Origin of the sequence: Neisseria sp. Ec49-e6-T10 (assembly GCF_051132615.1) — a bacterium.
Taxonomy (GTDB): Bacteria; Pseudomonadota; Gammaproteobacteria; order Burkholderiales; family Neisseriaceae.
In genome coordinates this window covers 3,015,547-3,031,850 of record NZ_CP152375.1, presented here as the reverse complement: position 1 = coordinate 3,031,850, position 16,304 = coordinate 3,015,547, and the positions used below count along the sequence as shown (strand labels likewise).

The following is a 16,304-nucleotide window of genomic DNA, read 5'->3' as shown; positions in this document are numbered from 1 at the left end:
GTTCATTTCTTGATAAAACGATATATTTAAATCAACAGCCATAATCTATATAAATATGGTGATTTTATTCGTATAAAAATAATAGAATTCCTATTATTCTCTCTTGTTTTGAATTTATATATTTTAAAAACAAATAAGTTATTTTTAATTTTTCTAGAGTGATAGATATTATATTTGTCTTGCATTGTTTTTTTAAACATGTATTATTTATATATGTTTAAAAAAACAATGAATGAAATAATATCGTTCAAGATTTAATATCGCTTTTAATTGGTTATTGGGAAGGATTAACTATGTTTTGTATACAGTGTGAACAAACAATCAGGGCTACTCATTCAGTTGGTTGTGCTTATAAGCAGGGCATGTGTGGTAAGACGGCAGAAGTGTCCGATTTACAGGATGTGTTAATTACTTGTTTGCAGGGGCTTTCTTTTTGGTGTGTTTTAGGGCGGCAATATCAAATTATAGATAGCCAAATAGATCGTTGGTCTCCCAGAGCATTTTTTTCAACATTAACGAATGTTAACTTTGATCCACAGCGTATCATGCAGTACATCAGTATTACCCAATCATATCAAGAAAAACTGTCATCTGCTGTAAAGGAAGCTGCAGCAAAGGCAAAACAACAATTGCCTCCTTTATCTTATGCCGCAGGCTTAAACTTACCAATGCTAAAAGGCGAGCTTAGCAATATAGCCACTTATACAATGGTCAATAGAGGAAAAGAACATTTAAATGAGGATATTATTGGGTTACGCCTACTTTGTTTATATGGATTAAAAGGGGCCGCTGCATATATGGAACATGCGGCAGTATTAGGACAAACCGATGATGGTGTGTATGCACAGTATCATCATATAATGGCGTATCTTGGCAATGATCCAACCTGCATTGATGATCTTTTTGCTACCGCAATGCAAATTGGTAGCCTTAATTACACCATTATGGAAATGCTGGATAGAGGGGAAACACAGGCTTTTGGTCATCCTATTCCTACTGAGGTGAACATTAGCCCAGTACAAGGCAAATGTATTTTGGTTTCTGGGCATGATCTAGAAGATCTGTATATGATTCTTGAGCAGACAAAAGGATTGGGCATTAATGTTTATACACATGGTGAAATGTTACCAGCACACAGTTACCCAGAATTAAAAAAAAACCCTCATTTAGTCGGTAATTATGGTAGTGCTTGGCAAAATCAACAAAAAGAATTTGCTCAGTTTCCAGGTGCTATTGTGATGACATCAAACTGTATTATTAATCCAAACGTTGGGCAATATAGAGACAGAATCTTTACACGAAATATAGTGGGTTGGCCTGATGTTGAGCATATTAAGACAGATGATTTTTCTGTTGTGATTGAAAAAGCATTATCTTTAACTGGATTTATGCAAACGCAGCCAGAACATATGATTACAGTCGGCTTTGGTCGTAATGCTTTGATGAATGTGGCACCAGCTGTTATTGAGCAGATTAAGGCAGGCAATATTAGTCATTTTTTCTTGGTTGGTGGATGTGATGGTGGTAAAGAGGAACGCCATTATTATGCTGATTTTGTCTCTAAAGTTCCTCAAGACAGTGTAATATTAACTTTGGCATGTGGTAAATATCGATTCAATAAAAATGAATATGGCGATATTAATGGTATTCCAAGACTACTTGATATTGGACAGTGTAATGATGCTTATTCAGCAATTCAATTAGCATTGGCGCTAAGTAAAGAGTTTAATTGTCACATTAATGACTTACCTTTAACGCTGGTTTTGTCCTGGTTTGAGCAAAAGGCGATTGTTGTTTTATTAACATTATTGTCTTTAGGGGTTAAAGGTATTTACATTGGTCCAACATTACCTGCATTTTTAACAGAAAACCTTATTGCTTCTTTGCAACAGCAGTTTGATTTGCGTTTGATTGATGACCCTAAGCAGGATTTAGATACGATGTTAAAAGATGAAGCGGCTTAGGCTAACTGAAAAAAGCCAGAGTAATAGCTATTGTCCTGGCTTTTTTATTTTTAAAGCATAATATATGGTGATGATTAGATCAATTATCTGGGATAGTAAATTGAGAAGAGGAGTATGTTTTTTGGAGTGTTCTGGTAGATGGTATGGATATTAAGATTGGGTTATCATTATTTATGCTTTATTATAGACTATAATAAAGCATTCGTGTCTTTTTAAGGATAACTGCTTTCGTGCAAATTTCCACTTTTACAGATTACAGCATCCGTGTATTGATTTATTTAGCCACCTTACCAAAGGGAGAGCTAACGCAGATCAGTCATGTGAGCCATTTGTATAATATTTCCAGAAATCATTTGGTGAAAGTCATCCATAAATTAAGCCAGCTAGGATATATTGAAACGATACAAGGTAAAAATGGTGGTTTCAGGCTAAATATGTCGCCAGAAAATATCCATATTGGCGATGTGTTTCGCCATCTAGAGCCATTACAATTATTAAACTGTGATTTAGCTTTTTGTCACATTAGCCCTGCATGCCGTTTAAAGGGATATTTGATTGATGCGAAAGAAGCTTTTTTACAAGAGCTTGATCAATATACGATACAGGATTTATTAACAAATAATACGGAAATAGTTGATCTACTGGAACATTCCAACTAACTTCTTCTTTGGCGATAAAGGTATAGATGACGAATAGGATTAGATTAATCATTTAGGCCGTTTTATGCTTGTGCTTCAGGCAGGCTTGAAGCATCAATGGTAAGTAATGGTCAAAAATATCCGTACTGTAAGTGAGAAGAAGCAAGCCTGTTCCTTGACATGGAATATTTTTTTTAACGCATTTGAATTTCGTTCATTTGTTTTTGAGCATAGGGGCTTTTCGGATATAACTGTAAATGGTAATTTAATAATATTTTTAGATCATTATTTTTATCTTGTTGTGTTGCAAGCCATTTTTCGAGCAAAATCAATACAGATTCTTGTGGTTGGAACATAAAACCCGTCTGATGACTTACTTGTTGATAAGCTTGTTGTAGGGCATTGATATCGGTACTACTGCGTTTTATTGAGAAATTTTTGTTGGCAAATACAAATTTAAGTCCATCTATCATTGCTGGTACTGGCACTGTTCCATGATTGTCTTCTGGATAATTTCGGCAATCTATTCTTAAGAGCCTATTGTGTGGTTTATCTTGTTTTAAATCTGCACAAAAATCTCCTTCAAACTGTTTAGAAAAATGATTCTTTTTGGCTACGCTGTTATTTGCTTTGGCAATAAATACATTTGTGTTTTTAAAATGTATTTTATGCCATTGATTCATCAGTTGCTGATACCATTTTCCCTGATCCCACCAAATGCTTGGATCGGCCAGAAGGTAAGCATTAAATGCTTGTGGTTCTGTCAGAAGTACATTCAAACCAAACAATCCGCCAAATGAATGACCACTTAATATATTGTAGCCATTGGTACGATATGTTTTGTTTATTTCATTACGTAGCTCTTGAGTTAAAAATGTTTGGAAATGAGCTGCACCACCACTATTTTCGACATTGCGATAATCACTTTGTGATGCTAAAACTTTTGTTGGGGTTAAATCTCTTGTCCGATCTGTGTTATATATACCAACAATAATCATCTCGGGTATGGTAGGGTAAGTTTTGTGTAATAAATTGACAATGGTTATTGCTTCCTCAAAGCGTATATGTGCATCAAGAACATATAACACAGGATAAGAAGTTTTCTGTAATTGTGTATCATGATATGTAGAGGGTAAATAGACTTGATAGGTTCTTTTTTCTTGTAAAGTTTGAGAATAAATTATTTGTTTCTCTGATGATGTATTCTTATGATCAATGATTGATTCTTGTGCATAAGCTAAACCCGTACAAATGGATATGATGATCATAAAAAAGAAAATAATTTTTTTTAAAAACGACATTATTTGTGTCCTTTGTTTCATATTATGAAGTTTTAATCATATTTAAGTACTAAATTGATTTGTAAATTAGAATCATTATCATTTATAATTCCATTTTTGTAAACTCTTGTAAAATGGAAAATGTCATGAAGCAGAATACGTTTATCATTCAGGTAAGCATTGTTGTGACATTGGCACACATTCTGGCTTTATATGCTATATCAGTATTGGGGCTGAGGACTACTGATTTTTCAATAAAACAAGATAACACCATAATGGTGATGCAACTTGATGGCATTAATTTAGGCGATCAAGGAGATGGGTTATTGGGTAAAACTCAAGAACAGGAAGAAGCAGCTAAAATAAGCAAGTCTTCTGAGCAAGTAGCACCATTGATAAAAACTGAAAAAATAAAAGCGGCACGACAAAATAAGCCTTCTGAAAAAATTTTAACAACAACAGCTAAAGCTGAATTTTCTGTTCCTCAAACTATAGAGAAAACCGAATCAAAAATACCTATAACACCATCTGTTTCTACTGAAACAGTAACCAACTCTGTTCATAAACCAGAATTAAGCACAGCAAACTCAAAACAAACTAACTCAAAGGGTGATCATTCTGCCCAAAGTACAAATACGCAAGTAGGTGGCTTAGGTAATAGTCATTCATCAGAAGGAACACCATCTGGCCGTGGAGGAAGCACAGGTTCGCCACAAGGAAACGCTGATGGTTCAGGAGTAGGTGGTGGAGGTCCTTCTTCGTCTAATCGCCCAGTTGTGGTTAAGGTCGCACGAACCATTAAAAGTAGTTTAAAAGGTAAAGTGAGTATTGTTGCTCTTGTTGGCAGCAAAAATAACTTATTAAGTATTCTTGATGTGTCTGGTGATATTCCTGAATTACGTGAGAAAGCACGAAGACTTGCTGAAAAAGGGCTTTATGTTTCAGCAAAACAAAGTGGTCAACCAATAGAACGATCAGTGAAATTTACCATTTCTTTTGAATAAGGTTATTTTAAAAAATAAACACTTTATTCAATTAGCTGATTTGTTTGATCGTTTTAAATAGATTTTTAATCAATTGTTTGTATTAAGCAATGATTGTTTTTTTAAAATAAAAATTATTTCATTCATTGGATGGGCATTGCCATATTAATCGTAATTGTTTTTGTTTAAGGAGATAATGCATGAAAGAGTCAAAGTCACATCGGTTTACTGATACAAAACGTATAAAACATAAAACACTTGCCGTATCAATTATGATGCTATTTATGGGCTATCATAATCAGGCAATAGTATATGGTGCGCCTATAGATGAAGTTGATGATATAGGTGTCATCCGTGTGACTGCCGAAGAAGAACTTAAGCAATCTTTAGGAGTGTCTGTAATTACTTCAGAAGATATTGAAAAACGTCCTCCTGCTAATGACTTATCAGAACTGATCAGAACTATGCCTGGTGTGAACCTAACAGGAAATAGTGCAACAGGACAAAGAGGAAATAATCGTCAAATTGATATTCGGGGCATGGGGCCAGAAAATACCTTGATTATGATTGATGGTAAGCCTGTTAGTTCTAGAAACTCTATTCGTTATGGTTGGCGTGGTGAGAGAGATACTCGTGGAGACAGTAATTGGGTTCCTGTAGAAGAAGTGGAAAAAATTGAGGTCATTAGAGGCCCTGCTGCGGCACGGTATGGATCTAATGCTGCTGGCGGTGTGGTGAATATTATTACAAAAAAAACATCAGATCAATTTAAAGGGTCTATTTCTTGGCACATAACACAGCCAGAAGATAGTGATGAGGGCGCAACGCAACGAGGCGTGTTTCATTTAAGTGGGCCAATGGTTAAAGATAAATTAGGTTTCCGATTATATGGCAGTTTTAATAAAACAGATGCAGACAGCCCTGATATAAATGCAAAATATGCACCTGCTGATACAACCGCCGCTGGGCGAGAAGGTGTAGAAAATAAAGATGTAAATGGATTGTTGCGTTGGCAAATTACACCAGATCATCAAGTTGATTTGGAAGCTGGTTTTAGTCGGCAAGGTAATATTTATACTGGAGACTCACAAAATAGTAATTCCAGTGCTTTAACAGAATCTTTAGCACAAGCTGGCAGAGAAACCAATAGAATGTATCGAGAAAATTTTGCGTTAAGTTATAATGGTACATGGGGTTTTGGTACATCGAAGCTGATTATGCAGTATGATAGAACAAAAAATAGCCGAATGAAGGAAGGTTTAGCTGGGGGGCCAGAAGGGCAGATTACCGATGAAAAATTTTACGATAATTTATTGAAAAATTATCGTATTAATGGCGAAGCCAATACAGATTTTGCTTTAGGCGCGACAGATCATGTTGTAACGGTAGGTGCTGAATGGAATAAACAAGAACTTCAAGATTCTGCTTCATTAGCACAAGCCTTAGCTGCTGGTGATTTTATTGCTGGCGTGGCTGATCCTGCTGATCGAGATCCTAATACAGATTACACTTTATGGGGTGTTTATGTAGAGGACAATATTACTTTACCAACTAAAACCACCATTATCCCAGGCATTAGGTTTGATCATGATTCTAGATTAGGATCAAATTGGACACCTAGTTTGAATATTTTTCAACATTTAGGCCCTTATTTTACTATTAAAGGTGGTATTGCCCGAGCATTTAAAACGCCTAATCTATATCAAAGTAACGCTAATTATTTATTATTTACTAGAGGAAATGGTTGTTCTTTACAAGTTGGTTCTACTGGTTCTTGTTATTTATTGGGCAATAGTGATTTAAAGGCAGAAACCAGTGTCAATAAAGAGCTTGGTATTCAGTTTGAAAAAGATGAATGGGCAGCAAGTATTGCTTGGTTTAGAAATGATTATAAAAACAAAATTGTTGCGGGCATTGAAGCAATAGAAGTGACCAATAAAGGCAATTATGTTTTTCAGTGGCGCAATGCTAAAAAAGCCGTTGTTGAAGGTTTAGAGGGTAATATTACTATCCCGATTCTAAGCAATCTTAAATGGATCAGTAACTTTACTTATATGATTGAATCTAAAGATAAAGAGACGAATGACCCTTTGTCTATTATTCCTGAATATACTGTAAACAGTAGTTTGGATTGGCAGGTAAACGACAAGTTTTCCACAATGCTAACATTAACCAATTATGGAAGGCAAAAACCAAGAGAACATGCCAATAGTCGAATTGAAAATAAAGAAGGCGGCATGCCACAAGATGAGGTGGGCAGTTATAGTTTAGTTGGTATCAGTGCGGGCTATACCTTTGATAAATACTTTAAGGTTCGTGCAGGAATCAGCAATTTGTTTGATAAACAGTTGTATCGTACTTCTCAAGGAGCTCAAAGTTATAATGAACCCGGTCGTGCTTATTATTTGACTGCAACACTATCATTTTAAAAATTTTGAATCACTTAAATCAAATAGAGCGCATTTTATTTATGTGCTCTATTTTTTTAAATGAAAAGATATTATATCCTTCATCTGAAAATTTCTATTACTTGAAACCATCGACTTGATTTGTGAAATTAATATATAATATTCTCTTAATAAAATTTATAAAAATGCTATATGCATATTAAAATGCAAAAAATAGAAGAAATACGATTTAAAGATAATGTCATAATTGAGTAGACGTTATTTTGATCGCACAGAATGTAATATTGATAACAAAGAAGGATTAAATTTATCTCAATCCTTCTTTGTTCTTTTTGTTTTATTTATTTCTTTCGTTTGCCCAACTTACAGCTAAATTCATTGCTGCACGGCATGCGTGAGTTTGATCTAAAGAGTTGAGCATAACAAAATCATGAATCATGGCTTGAAAACGTACTGCTGTTACAGGTACGCCAGCTTCACGTAGTTTTCTTGCATAAGCTTCGCCTTCATCTCTTAACACATCTGCTTCACCATTTAAAATCAAAGCTTCAGGCAATCCCTTTAGTTGATCAACTGTTGCTCGTAAAGGCGATGCTGTGATTTCATTACGGTCTTTTTCTGACGTTGTGTATTGATCCCAAAACCATTTCATGGCATCTTTGTAAAGGAAGTAATCAGTTGCAAAATCATTATAAGACTCTGTTTCAAAACTTGCATCTGTTACTGGATAAAATAAAATTTGTCCTTTAATTTTGGGACCATTTTTTTGTTTGGCCAATATAGTCATGACAGTTGCCATATTGCCACCAACACTATCTCCTGAAACAATTAAGTTATTCACATCCCAATTTTCTTTATCTGCATTTGCAACGGTTTGTTCTAGTACAGAGTAACATTGGTGAATTGCTGTTGGATATTTGGCTTCCGGCGAAAGAGAGTATTCAGGAAACACCACTACTGAATTGGTTCTCACCGCGAGTTCTCTAACCAGTTTGTCATGTGTATGTGCATTACCAAAAACCCAGCCTGCACCATGAATATAAAAGTATACAGGTAGTTTTCCTATTGCACCTTTGGGTTTGATAATGCGAACATTGATTTTTCCTAATTGACCTAAATCAGTCTGACGGTCTTCTATATCAACAGGGTGTTTAAATACAGCAGAGTCTTGAACAGAGTTAACCGCTTTTCTGCCTTCTTCTGGCGGTAATTCAAATAAGAAAGGATGGTTTGAGGTTGCTTTGCTAAACTCTGCTGCCGCTTGTTCTAATTGTACTTTTTTAGACATAATAATCTCCTAAATTACCTGTAATGTTTAGATTGATGTGAGTGAATATTGACTATATTATTTGTTATATTTTATGTCAAGTTTAATTAATTATTTATTAATTTAATTTATTGGCTGTTTAAATATATGAATCATCAATATGACTGAAAAAGTAGAGAGTGGGTGTAAGTGATACGGCTAATGTAAATTACGGTTAATATTACATAAAATTATGATTAATGATTTTTGTGGCTATTCATTTTATTTTATAATAAGCTTAATGTATCAAGCATTCAAGGAGAGAAAGTGACATTAGCTGATTTTCGTAAACAACTGACCCATTCTGATCATCAATTTGTTGATACCTTAGCATTTATTGAAAAAAATTATCAATTTCAGCCTACCGCTTTTAATAATGGTTATGTAGTGAATATTACTGGGCAAAATGAGGGTTCTTGTAAAGTATTGGCATTAGCCATATTAGAAGGGTTTACTCATGAAGAAGCTTTATTGGCATTTGCAGAACACTATCGCAGTGTATTGGCTACGCCAGAAGGCAATGATCATCAGAATATTCGTGCTTTACAAAAAAGTGGTTTGCAAGCCGTTAGTTTTGATTCTTTCCCACTTATTAAATCGAATAATTAATAAATTATTATTTTATCAGATCTTAAAATATTAAAATGTTGATTTTGTAAGGAAAAACCTAGCTTGCACAGGAAATTTGTTATTAAATATAGATTGTATTTGAATATATCTTAAATAATGAGTAGCATGACTGATTAAAGCGAGTAAATGGTTCTTAGCCGTATTATCATTTAAACACCTAATGAAAGTACCATTGTGCATAAAAAAATATTTCGTCAAACAGCCATTGCTTTTTCTTTGCTAAATTTATATTGTCAGGCTTTTGGGGCGGCTGGTTATTTGGGGGATAATTTACCACCATCAGGTTTATACACAGGAAGCGGAACAGACAGTAGTACAAATACAGGGTATGCAGGTGTAGAGTTAACCATAACCAGTAACACAAATTTAACACAAGTTATTGATCAAGGCAGTATTTATACTGGTGCAACGGTTTCTTCTGGTGGTTCTGGGTTATTCATTAATGGCAATTTTACTGGCACCTTAATCAATAATGGTCGTTTGATCGGTGGTGATACAACGAGTATCACTGGTAGAGGTGGGCATGGACTGGCTTTAAGTTCAGGCTCGTCAATTCATGATTTTCAAAATAATGGTTTTTTATTGGCGGCAAGTGCAGGGAATAATACAGCAACCACAGGAAATGGATTATACCTAAATAATAGCATCATTAATACCATGACAAATGGGGTCAGTGGTCAAATTTATGGTGCTGATAATCATATAGCGGGCAGTAACGCGCTTTTTTTAAATAATGGTTCGATTATTTCAAGATTAGACAATCTGGGTGAAATTATTGGTGGGGATGGTACTACAAGCAGAGGTGGTGCGGGGATTTCAGTTGAATCTGGTGGCTCTATAACTGTTAATAATAGTGGTACGATTCGAGGTGGAAAAGGTAATGGCACAACCAGTTCTACTCGGGGCGGGCATGGTATCTATATTGATGGCTCTAGTGCTTATATTTATAACACAGGTACCATTAGTGGTGGAGACAATAATAATGTCAATGGTGAGGGTGGAAGAGGTGTGACATTTGGTTCAAATATGGGCAGCTCAACCCTCATTAATGCTGGTGTGATTTCTTCGGGATTAAATGGTGATGGAGCTACTTATTCTCGTGCTTTAAATATAACGGCTTCCGTAGCACATACAATTGAATTACAAACAAATGGCCGGTTTATTGGAGACATCTATAATGAAGGTGTCTCAATAGGTCATGCTTTTTCTTTGAATAGTACGGCAGCTACTGGATACAATATTTTTAATTTGTCTCAATTGACTGGTTATTGGAAAAACACCGTATTTAATAAAATAGGTTTATATGATTGGATTCTTGAAGGCACAACAACGGGAAACAATAACACAACAAATTGGCAAATCGATCAAGGTAATCTGGTTGTTGGGGCCAGTGCCAATGGCACACATATTAATGGAATAGTAGCCATTAATAATGGTGGGATACTTAGTGGGTATGGCAGTGTTGGTCAACAAGTCACTGCAAATACGGGGGCGACTATTAGCCCAGGTTACAATAGTATTGGTATGTTAACATTTCATAATAATTATATAGGTAATGATGCCCTGCTATTAATAGATACTGTTTTGGGGGACGACTCCAGCAGTACGGATAAATTGGTTATTGATGGTACTGCCAGTGGTAACACTTATGTAAAAGTAAACAATATAGGTGGGTTAGGGGCTCAAACCAATAACGGTATAGAAGTGATTGTAACGGGTACTTCTGGTACGGATACTTTTATTCAGCATTCTGCTATTGCAGCAGGTACATATGAGTATGTTCTGGTTAAGGGGCAAAACAATCAAAACTGGTATTTAACCAGTGTCTTAAAAGAAGAACCTGGTGGTGATCCTTTAGATCCAATTGATCCCCCCACAAAGCCAGAGCAACCAGATATTGTTTTAAGAAACCCATCTATTGGGGCTTATTTAGCAAATCAAACAGCAGCTTCGGCATTGTTTATACATACTTTATATGATCGGCAAGGGCATGCAAATAATGTAGCAGGAAATAGCCAGAAAAATTCATCTATCTGGCTTAGAGCATCAACCCGTAATACCAAGAATAAAAGCATCAATGGTTCGATGAATATAGATACAGATAGTAGCATCATCCATTTAGGTGGTGATATTGCCAAATGGCAGTTGCAAGAAGGCAATTTAAACCTTGGTGTTATGGGGGCGTATGGGCAAACTGAATCAGATGTACGCTCAAAATATACAGGTACAGCAGCTAAAGGTAAGGTCACGGGGTATAGTGTGGGCTTATATGGTACTTGGTTTGCCGATGAAGCACAGGGTAAAGGTTTGTACCTAGACAGTTGGGCACAATATGGTTGGTATAAAAATAAAGTGACTGGGGAAGCTCAAGCCAATAATGAAGAGAAATACGACTCAAATAATTGGGCAGCTTCGCTAGAAGCAGGTTATGGTTTTCATTTAGCCACTCAAGGCAATACGGAAATGATGCTTACCCCTCAAGTTCAAGTAACTTATAAACATTACCGTGCAGATGACCATAATGATGGTAATCATATAGAAGTAAGAAACGCAAAAGCCAATGGTTTGGTTACTCGTATCGGCGCAAGGCTATATGGTAGAGTCGTTGAAGGGTATAGTGTGAAGCCTTTTATAGAAACCAACTGGCTACATCATACAACAAAAAATGAGTTAAGTTTTAACGGGGAAGTTTTTAAGGACGAAGTACCTAAAAATAGATTGGAAAGTAAATTAGGTCTACAAGGTACTATTTCTAAAAACTGGAAATTATGGGGGCAAGTTGGTGCTCAATGGGGGGGGAATAATTACACTCGTTATGAAGGTCAAGCGGGTTTAAATTACCAATGGTAAAAGTAGTGTATTCAAGATAAAATAAAGTTCTTAAAGCAGAGGCGAGTCAGACTTTCTTCTGTTTTTTTATTTAGCTTTGCAATATAGCCTGATTATGTCTACAGTAGGTAGCGCCATCTTCTTATAAGTCATTACTTCATTTTTTGATAAGATACGCTTTACTATTAATTATTATATTAGAATAATAATCCAATTATTGGATACAATGGAGGTAATATTGACTTATAAACTATATCATGCCTAATCTTAAACAAGATACTCTTGCAATATTAAACTATGCCATTATGGCACCATCTGGGTATAATACACAGCCTTGGTTATTTCAAATTGATCATAATAATATAACGATTAAACCCGATTTGTCTCGCGCCTTACCCTGTGTTGACCCAAATCACCGAGAGCTTTATATCAGTTTAGGTTGTTGTCTTGAAAATATGAATATAGCAGCCAATCAATTAGGCTATGATTTAAACATAATATCTCTATCAGGTGGTGGCATATGTACTAAACTGACACTTGCTACTAATACAAATAACAGTATTGATTTTTCTTTAGATTTGTTGAAGAATAGACAAACGAATCGTCGCACTTTTAATGGTCATGCTATTAATGAAACAGAGCTTTATCAATGTATGACACAAACCATTCAAGACCCAAATATTCATATTCACTTCTGGAAAAATGGTACAACAGAATTTGAAATAGTGAAAAAAGCAATCGTGCAGGGCAATAATAAACAAATGGCAAATGCTGAATTTATTGCGGAGCTTTCGTATTGGATTCGCTATAATAAATCCCATTCTATTGAAACGCTCGATGGTTTGGGGTATGACGCTTTTGGTGCACCCAATCTTCCTCGGTGGTTGTCAAAAAAAATTATGTCTGGCTTTTTAAATAGCCAAAAACAAAATCAAAGTGATATAAAAAAAATCGATTCTTCATCTCACTTTATTTTATTAACGACCCAAAACAATGAGGTGAATGATTGGATACAATTAGGGCAAAAGCTACAACGATTCTTGTTGAGTTTAACGCAAAAAGGGATTTCTTCTACTTATATGAATCAGCCTTGTGAAGAAGAGGAAATCACTGAACAATTAAAACAACAATTAAATATTGCCAATCAATATCCTGCCATTATTTTACGAGTAGGGTATGCAAAACCTATGCCTTATTCTAAACGTCGCCCAGTATCTTGTGTGTTAATAGATTAATAAATTGGGTTCAAACTTATTGAATATGGTGAGTATAAAAACGATTTGACTCCTTTACCCTCTTACAACCTCTCCTTTGGTCATTGCTGTAAATAAAGGTCATCGATTAGCTACTAATGAAAACGTCAGTATTCGTGCATTTGAAGGAGCTCATTTTATTATGCCAGCCCGTTAAATTAACCCTATGGATGTAGATGAGCTGATTACATTTTGTCGTCTAAATGGGTTTCAACCTTAAATATTCCATAAAACCAGTTCCATTTTGTCTCAAATAGCACTTGTCAGTTGTCACCAACGGTGGCTTTGGTGCCATTATCCAATAGTAGTATTGCACCACTTGATGTAATCTTAAAGAGGTATTTAACGTGGTTATATCTGCTGTTGCATAGAATAACAAAAGAAATAACCATAAAATCCAACATATTGTTGATTGGTTAAAAAATAAAAATTTAAATAATCAATGAATTTTTTATTGTCTTATGGCAATAAAAACACCTAAAACAACGAAAAATGTTCCCAGTATCTGTTCGAATGAAATGGTTTCACCAAGCAACCACCAACTAAAAAAAATGGTGAACATTGGCCCAAGCATACCAATCATGACAGCCTTTTCTACCCCGATTCTGTGGATAGCTGCTGATTGCCAAAATATGGGCAACACCGTTGAGAAAAGCGCCATGCCAATGCAGTACAGATAGATGCTTATTGGTAAGCCTTGTAGCGAAGATAGGGGCTCTTGGAAGAAAAAATGGATTTGAGTTGAGGCTGTTGAAACCAATAAAGCCAGCACAGAAAATTTCATTGCACCCAAACGTTTTATGGTAATTTCTGCTCCTACATTATAGATAGCATAGGTTAATGCACTGCCAAAAACGAAAGTAGCGCCTATTATGACTGACTTGATATCATTTGATACATTTAAATCATGTAAAAATGCCAATAATATACCAGCGTAAGAAAGTGCTAGAGCGAATAGTAATTTTTTTTCAAATTTTTTCCCCATAAATAAAATGCCAATTAGAATGGTTAGTGTGGGGTATGAAAATAAAATTAAACGCTCTAAGCCTGCGGTTATGTATTGAAGCCCCAAAAAATCGAGAATACTTGAACCATAGTAGCCTATCACGCCTAATATTATTAGGCTAATATAATCTTTTTTGTCTAATTTTTTGCCATTTTTAATGATGAATATTGTGGGTATCACTAGAAACAGCACTGAAAAGCTCATCCTAAGCATAAGAAGAGTAATGGCATCAATAGAGGCAGCGTTATAGGCTAATTTGACAAAAATGGCTTTAAAAGAAAAACCAAAAGCAGCAAGAAAGGATAATAAAGTACCAAACTTTATTGATGATGTTTGTTTGTTCATATACAGTTTTTTACATTAAATACAGCTAACGATGATTATAGTTCAATTTGTAAAGTTGGTTTTCATCACCGCATACTACAAAAAATTGATTTTAATAGGGAAGTTTAGATGAATTTAAACAGAATTTGAAGCTTTTTTTGGGGCTAAATATAAGCAGCATGATTAAAAATCAGTTTGTTATTTTGATTTAAGTTGAAGAAAAAATGGAAAAAAGCCTATTATTTTTATAGGTCTTTTTCCATTACTTTGTTTGAAAATATAAATTTGATTCCCCGTATATAAACCCAAAAAAATACAGAAGTAAAATACTTAGGAACAAAATACTGATGTAGAGAATATAACCGTTAACCATGATGAGTACTCCATTTTAATAAGTAGTACTTAACGTTATTTAGTCAAGTTTGTGTCATAAATCATGATTAAATTTTTGTCTTTAACCATAATCATGTAATTTATCTTAGCAAATAAAAATGGGAAGAAAAAGAGTAATAATTAATGTTTTATATATCTAATTATTATGATTTAAATAATGGTTATTTGAGTTGAAATTATTTATAGAAAAATAAATTTATTTTTTTAGTCAATATACTGAATACTGAAGTTAAAGGAGATAGACAGAGCTTATATAAGAAGGGTTAATTTAAGGTGAGTGAGCGCTTTTGTGCACCTTACAGTAGTATGTCGATAGATATTATGGTTGATAATTAAGCATGATCTAATAATCATTGGCTAACAAAAACTAGAGAGTATGAATAGCACTATCCTATGGAATGACCACTCCGTTCTTTTAATTGTGGTTCTTGTTGCTGTGGTTGATCTAATTCTCTTTGAGCATTAGCCAGTACTTCATCAGGGTTATTTTTACTTGCAGCAATGGCATCAAAACTAGCCATTTTATAGAGTGAGTCTGTACTAAATACGTTAATTAAATTCTTATTTTTATCAATGCCCACAAATTGTACTTGATCTGCATTAATATTGGCGTAAACAGATTGTTGTACAGCAGTTGCTACCATGGAATCTGCATGACCTTGGCTTACATTATTTTCTGCTAATATTGGGTAAAGATAGCCACCTATTTTTTCGTGTAGCTTCTGTATTTCTAAAGAATTTGAGTTTATGTTGTTAGTCAGTACATTTGTATTTAGGTTTAATTCTTGTACTGAAGCACCTGTATCTGGGTTGAGTCCTTGTTTTATTCTTTCTAACTTTTCTGCATCTATAGCATTATCAACTTTGTATGGATTACTAATTCCCCTTAATATATTTATATTTATAGATTCTAGAAGATGACTACTATATGTCACACAATTAAAATTTTCCCCTTTATTAGGAAGAATTTCATAATTTGGAGGATTATTTCGATCATTTATGTATTGGTCAATCACCTTTTGTGCATCTTCAACTGGGACTTGAAAAGATATTGAGTCATCAAAATGTCGGTTAGGGTGATTATAAAAAGTTCCTGGTTTTTCCCAGACAGTACCTATAGCATCTGCTACTCCAAAACTTATAATAACAGGATCTTTATTTGGTAATGATACTTCAAGCCATGTATGAATTGCGCCTTCTGAACCAGTACGACCTGACCAGTCTCGATTATTTAAATCTCGATCATTTTTAATAGTAATTGTTGCATGTTCGCTCATAAACAATACCTCT

Annotated in this window: 11 protein-coding genes; 7 read left to right on the top strand and 4 right to left on the bottom strand. The window is 34.7% G+C overall.

Features of this window, described 5'->3' with window-relative positions:
• Window positions 1-293: 293 nt before the first annotated feature.
• Both hcp and nsrR read left to right on the top strand, forming a co-directional pair.
• Window positions 294-1,964, top strand: coding sequence for a hydroxylamine reductase (gene hcp / locus AADH04_RS14975; protein ID WP_434778079.1), 1,671 nt, complete (start codon window positions 294-296; stop codon window positions 1,962-1,964).
• Between the two features lie 230 nt (window positions 1,965-2,194).
• A complete protein-coding gene (gene nsrR / locus AADH04_RS14970) occupies window positions 2,195-2,623 on the top strand; it encodes a nitric oxide-sensing transcriptional repressor NsrR (protein ID WP_434778078.1) in 429 nt (142 codons plus the stop codon).
• 173 nt (window positions 2,624-2,796) lie between these two features.
• Here nsrR and AADH04_RS14965 read toward each other — a convergent pair whose 3' ends face one another.
• Window positions 2,797-3,903 (bottom strand): alpha/beta hydrolase, encoded by a 1,107-nt coding sequence (locus tag AADH04_RS14965; protein ID WP_434778077.1) that lies wholly within the window; start codon window positions 3,901-3,903, stop codon window positions 2,797-2,799.
• Window positions 3,904-4,028: 125 nt separating this feature from the next.
• Between AADH04_RS14965 and AADH04_RS14960 the strand changes: the two genes are divergently transcribed.
• Window positions 4,029-4,886: a hypothetical protein gene (locus tag AADH04_RS14960; protein WP_434778076.1), complete on the top strand. Its 858-nt coding sequence runs from the start codon at window positions 4,029-4,031 to the stop codon at window positions 4,884-4,886.
• A 179-nt stretch (window positions 4,887-5,065) separates the two neighbouring features.
• Entirely contained in the window at window positions 5,066-7,294 is a 2,229-nt protein-coding gene (locus AADH04_RS14955) for a FepA family TonB-dependent siderophore receptor (protein ID WP_434778075.1), read from the top strand.
• Window positions 7,295-7,610: 316 nt separating this feature from the next.
• Here AADH04_RS14955 and AADH04_RS14950 read toward each other — a convergent pair whose 3' ends face one another.
• Window positions 7,611-8,561 (bottom strand): alpha/beta hydrolase, encoded by a 951-nt coding sequence (locus tag AADH04_RS14950; protein ID WP_434778074.1) that lies wholly within the window; start codon window positions 8,559-8,561, stop codon window positions 7,611-7,613.
• A gap of 285 nt (window positions 8,562-8,846) precedes the next feature.
• Here AADH04_RS14950 and AADH04_RS14945 point away from each other — a divergent pair, with 285 nt between their 5' ends.
• From AADH04_RS14945 to AADH04_RS14935, 3 genes are all read left to right on the top strand, one after another.
• The gene (locus AADH04_RS14945) at window positions 8,847-9,188 is read left to right on the top strand and encodes a HopJ type III effector protein (RefSeq protein ID WP_434778073.1); all 342 of its coding nucleotides are present in this window, start codon (window positions 8,847-8,849) and stop codon (window positions 9,186-9,188) included.
• A gap of 195 nt (window positions 9,189-9,383) precedes the next feature.
• The gene (locus tag AADH04_RS14940; protein WP_434778072.1) at window positions 9,384-12,059 is read left to right on the top strand and encodes an autotransporter outer membrane beta-barrel domain-containing protein; all 2,676 of its coding nucleotides are present in this window, start codon (window positions 9,384-9,386) and stop codon (window positions 12,057-12,059) included.
• A 236-nt stretch (window positions 12,060-12,295) separates the two neighbouring features.
• Window positions 12,296-13,273, top strand: coding sequence for an Acg family FMN-binding oxidoreductase (locus AADH04_RS14935; protein ID WP_434778071.1), 978 nt, complete (start codon window positions 12,296-12,298; stop codon window positions 13,271-13,273).
• A gap of 469 nt (window positions 13,274-13,742) precedes the next feature.
• Here the strand turns inward: AADH04_RS14935 and AADH04_RS14930 are convergent, their stop codons facing one another.
• Window positions 13,743-14,642, bottom strand: a complete 900-nt coding sequence (locus tag AADH04_RS14930) for a DMT family transporter (protein WP_434778070.1) — start codon at window positions 14,640-14,642, stop codon at window positions 13,743-13,745.
• Between the two features lie 758 nt (window positions 14,643-15,400).
• Window positions 15,401-16,291, bottom strand: a complete 891-nt coding sequence (locus tag AADH04_RS14925; RefSeq protein ID WP_434778069.1) for a hypothetical protein — start codon at window positions 16,289-16,291, stop codon at window positions 15,401-15,403.
• Window positions 16,292-16,304: the final 13 nt, after the last annotated feature.

Bases quoted from the DNA above. Each gene is read 5' to 3' on its own strand.
- hcp (WP_434778079.1), top strand. From the start codon at position 294: ATGTTTTGTATACAGTGTGAACAAACAATCAGGGCTACTCATTCAGTT.
- AADH04_RS14965 (WP_434778077.1), bottom strand. From the start codon at position 3,903: ATGTCGTTTTTAAAAAAAATTATTTTCTTTTTTATGATCATCATATCC.
- AADH04_RS14960 (WP_434778076.1), top strand. From the start codon at position 4,029: ATGAAGCAGAATACGTTTATCATTCAGGTAAGCATTGTTGTGACATTG.
- AADH04_RS14955 (WP_434778075.1), top strand. From the start codon at position 5,066: ATGAAAGAGTCAAAGTCACATCGGTTTACTGATACAAAACGTATAAAA.
- AADH04_RS14950 (WP_434778074.1), bottom strand. From the start codon at position 8,561: ATGTCTAAAAAAGTACAATTAGAACAAGCGGCAGCAGAGTTTAGCAAA.
- AADH04_RS14935 (WP_434778071.1), top strand. From the start codon at position 12,296: ATGCCTAATCTTAAACAAGATACTCTTGCAATATTAAACTATGCCATT.
- AADH04_RS14930 (WP_434778070.1), bottom strand. From the start codon at position 14,642: ATGAACAAACAAACATCATCAATAAAGTTTGGTACTTTATTATCCTTT.
- AADH04_RS14925 (WP_434778069.1), bottom strand. From the start codon at position 16,291: ATGAGCGAACATGCAACAATTACTATTAAAAATGATCGAGATTTAAAT.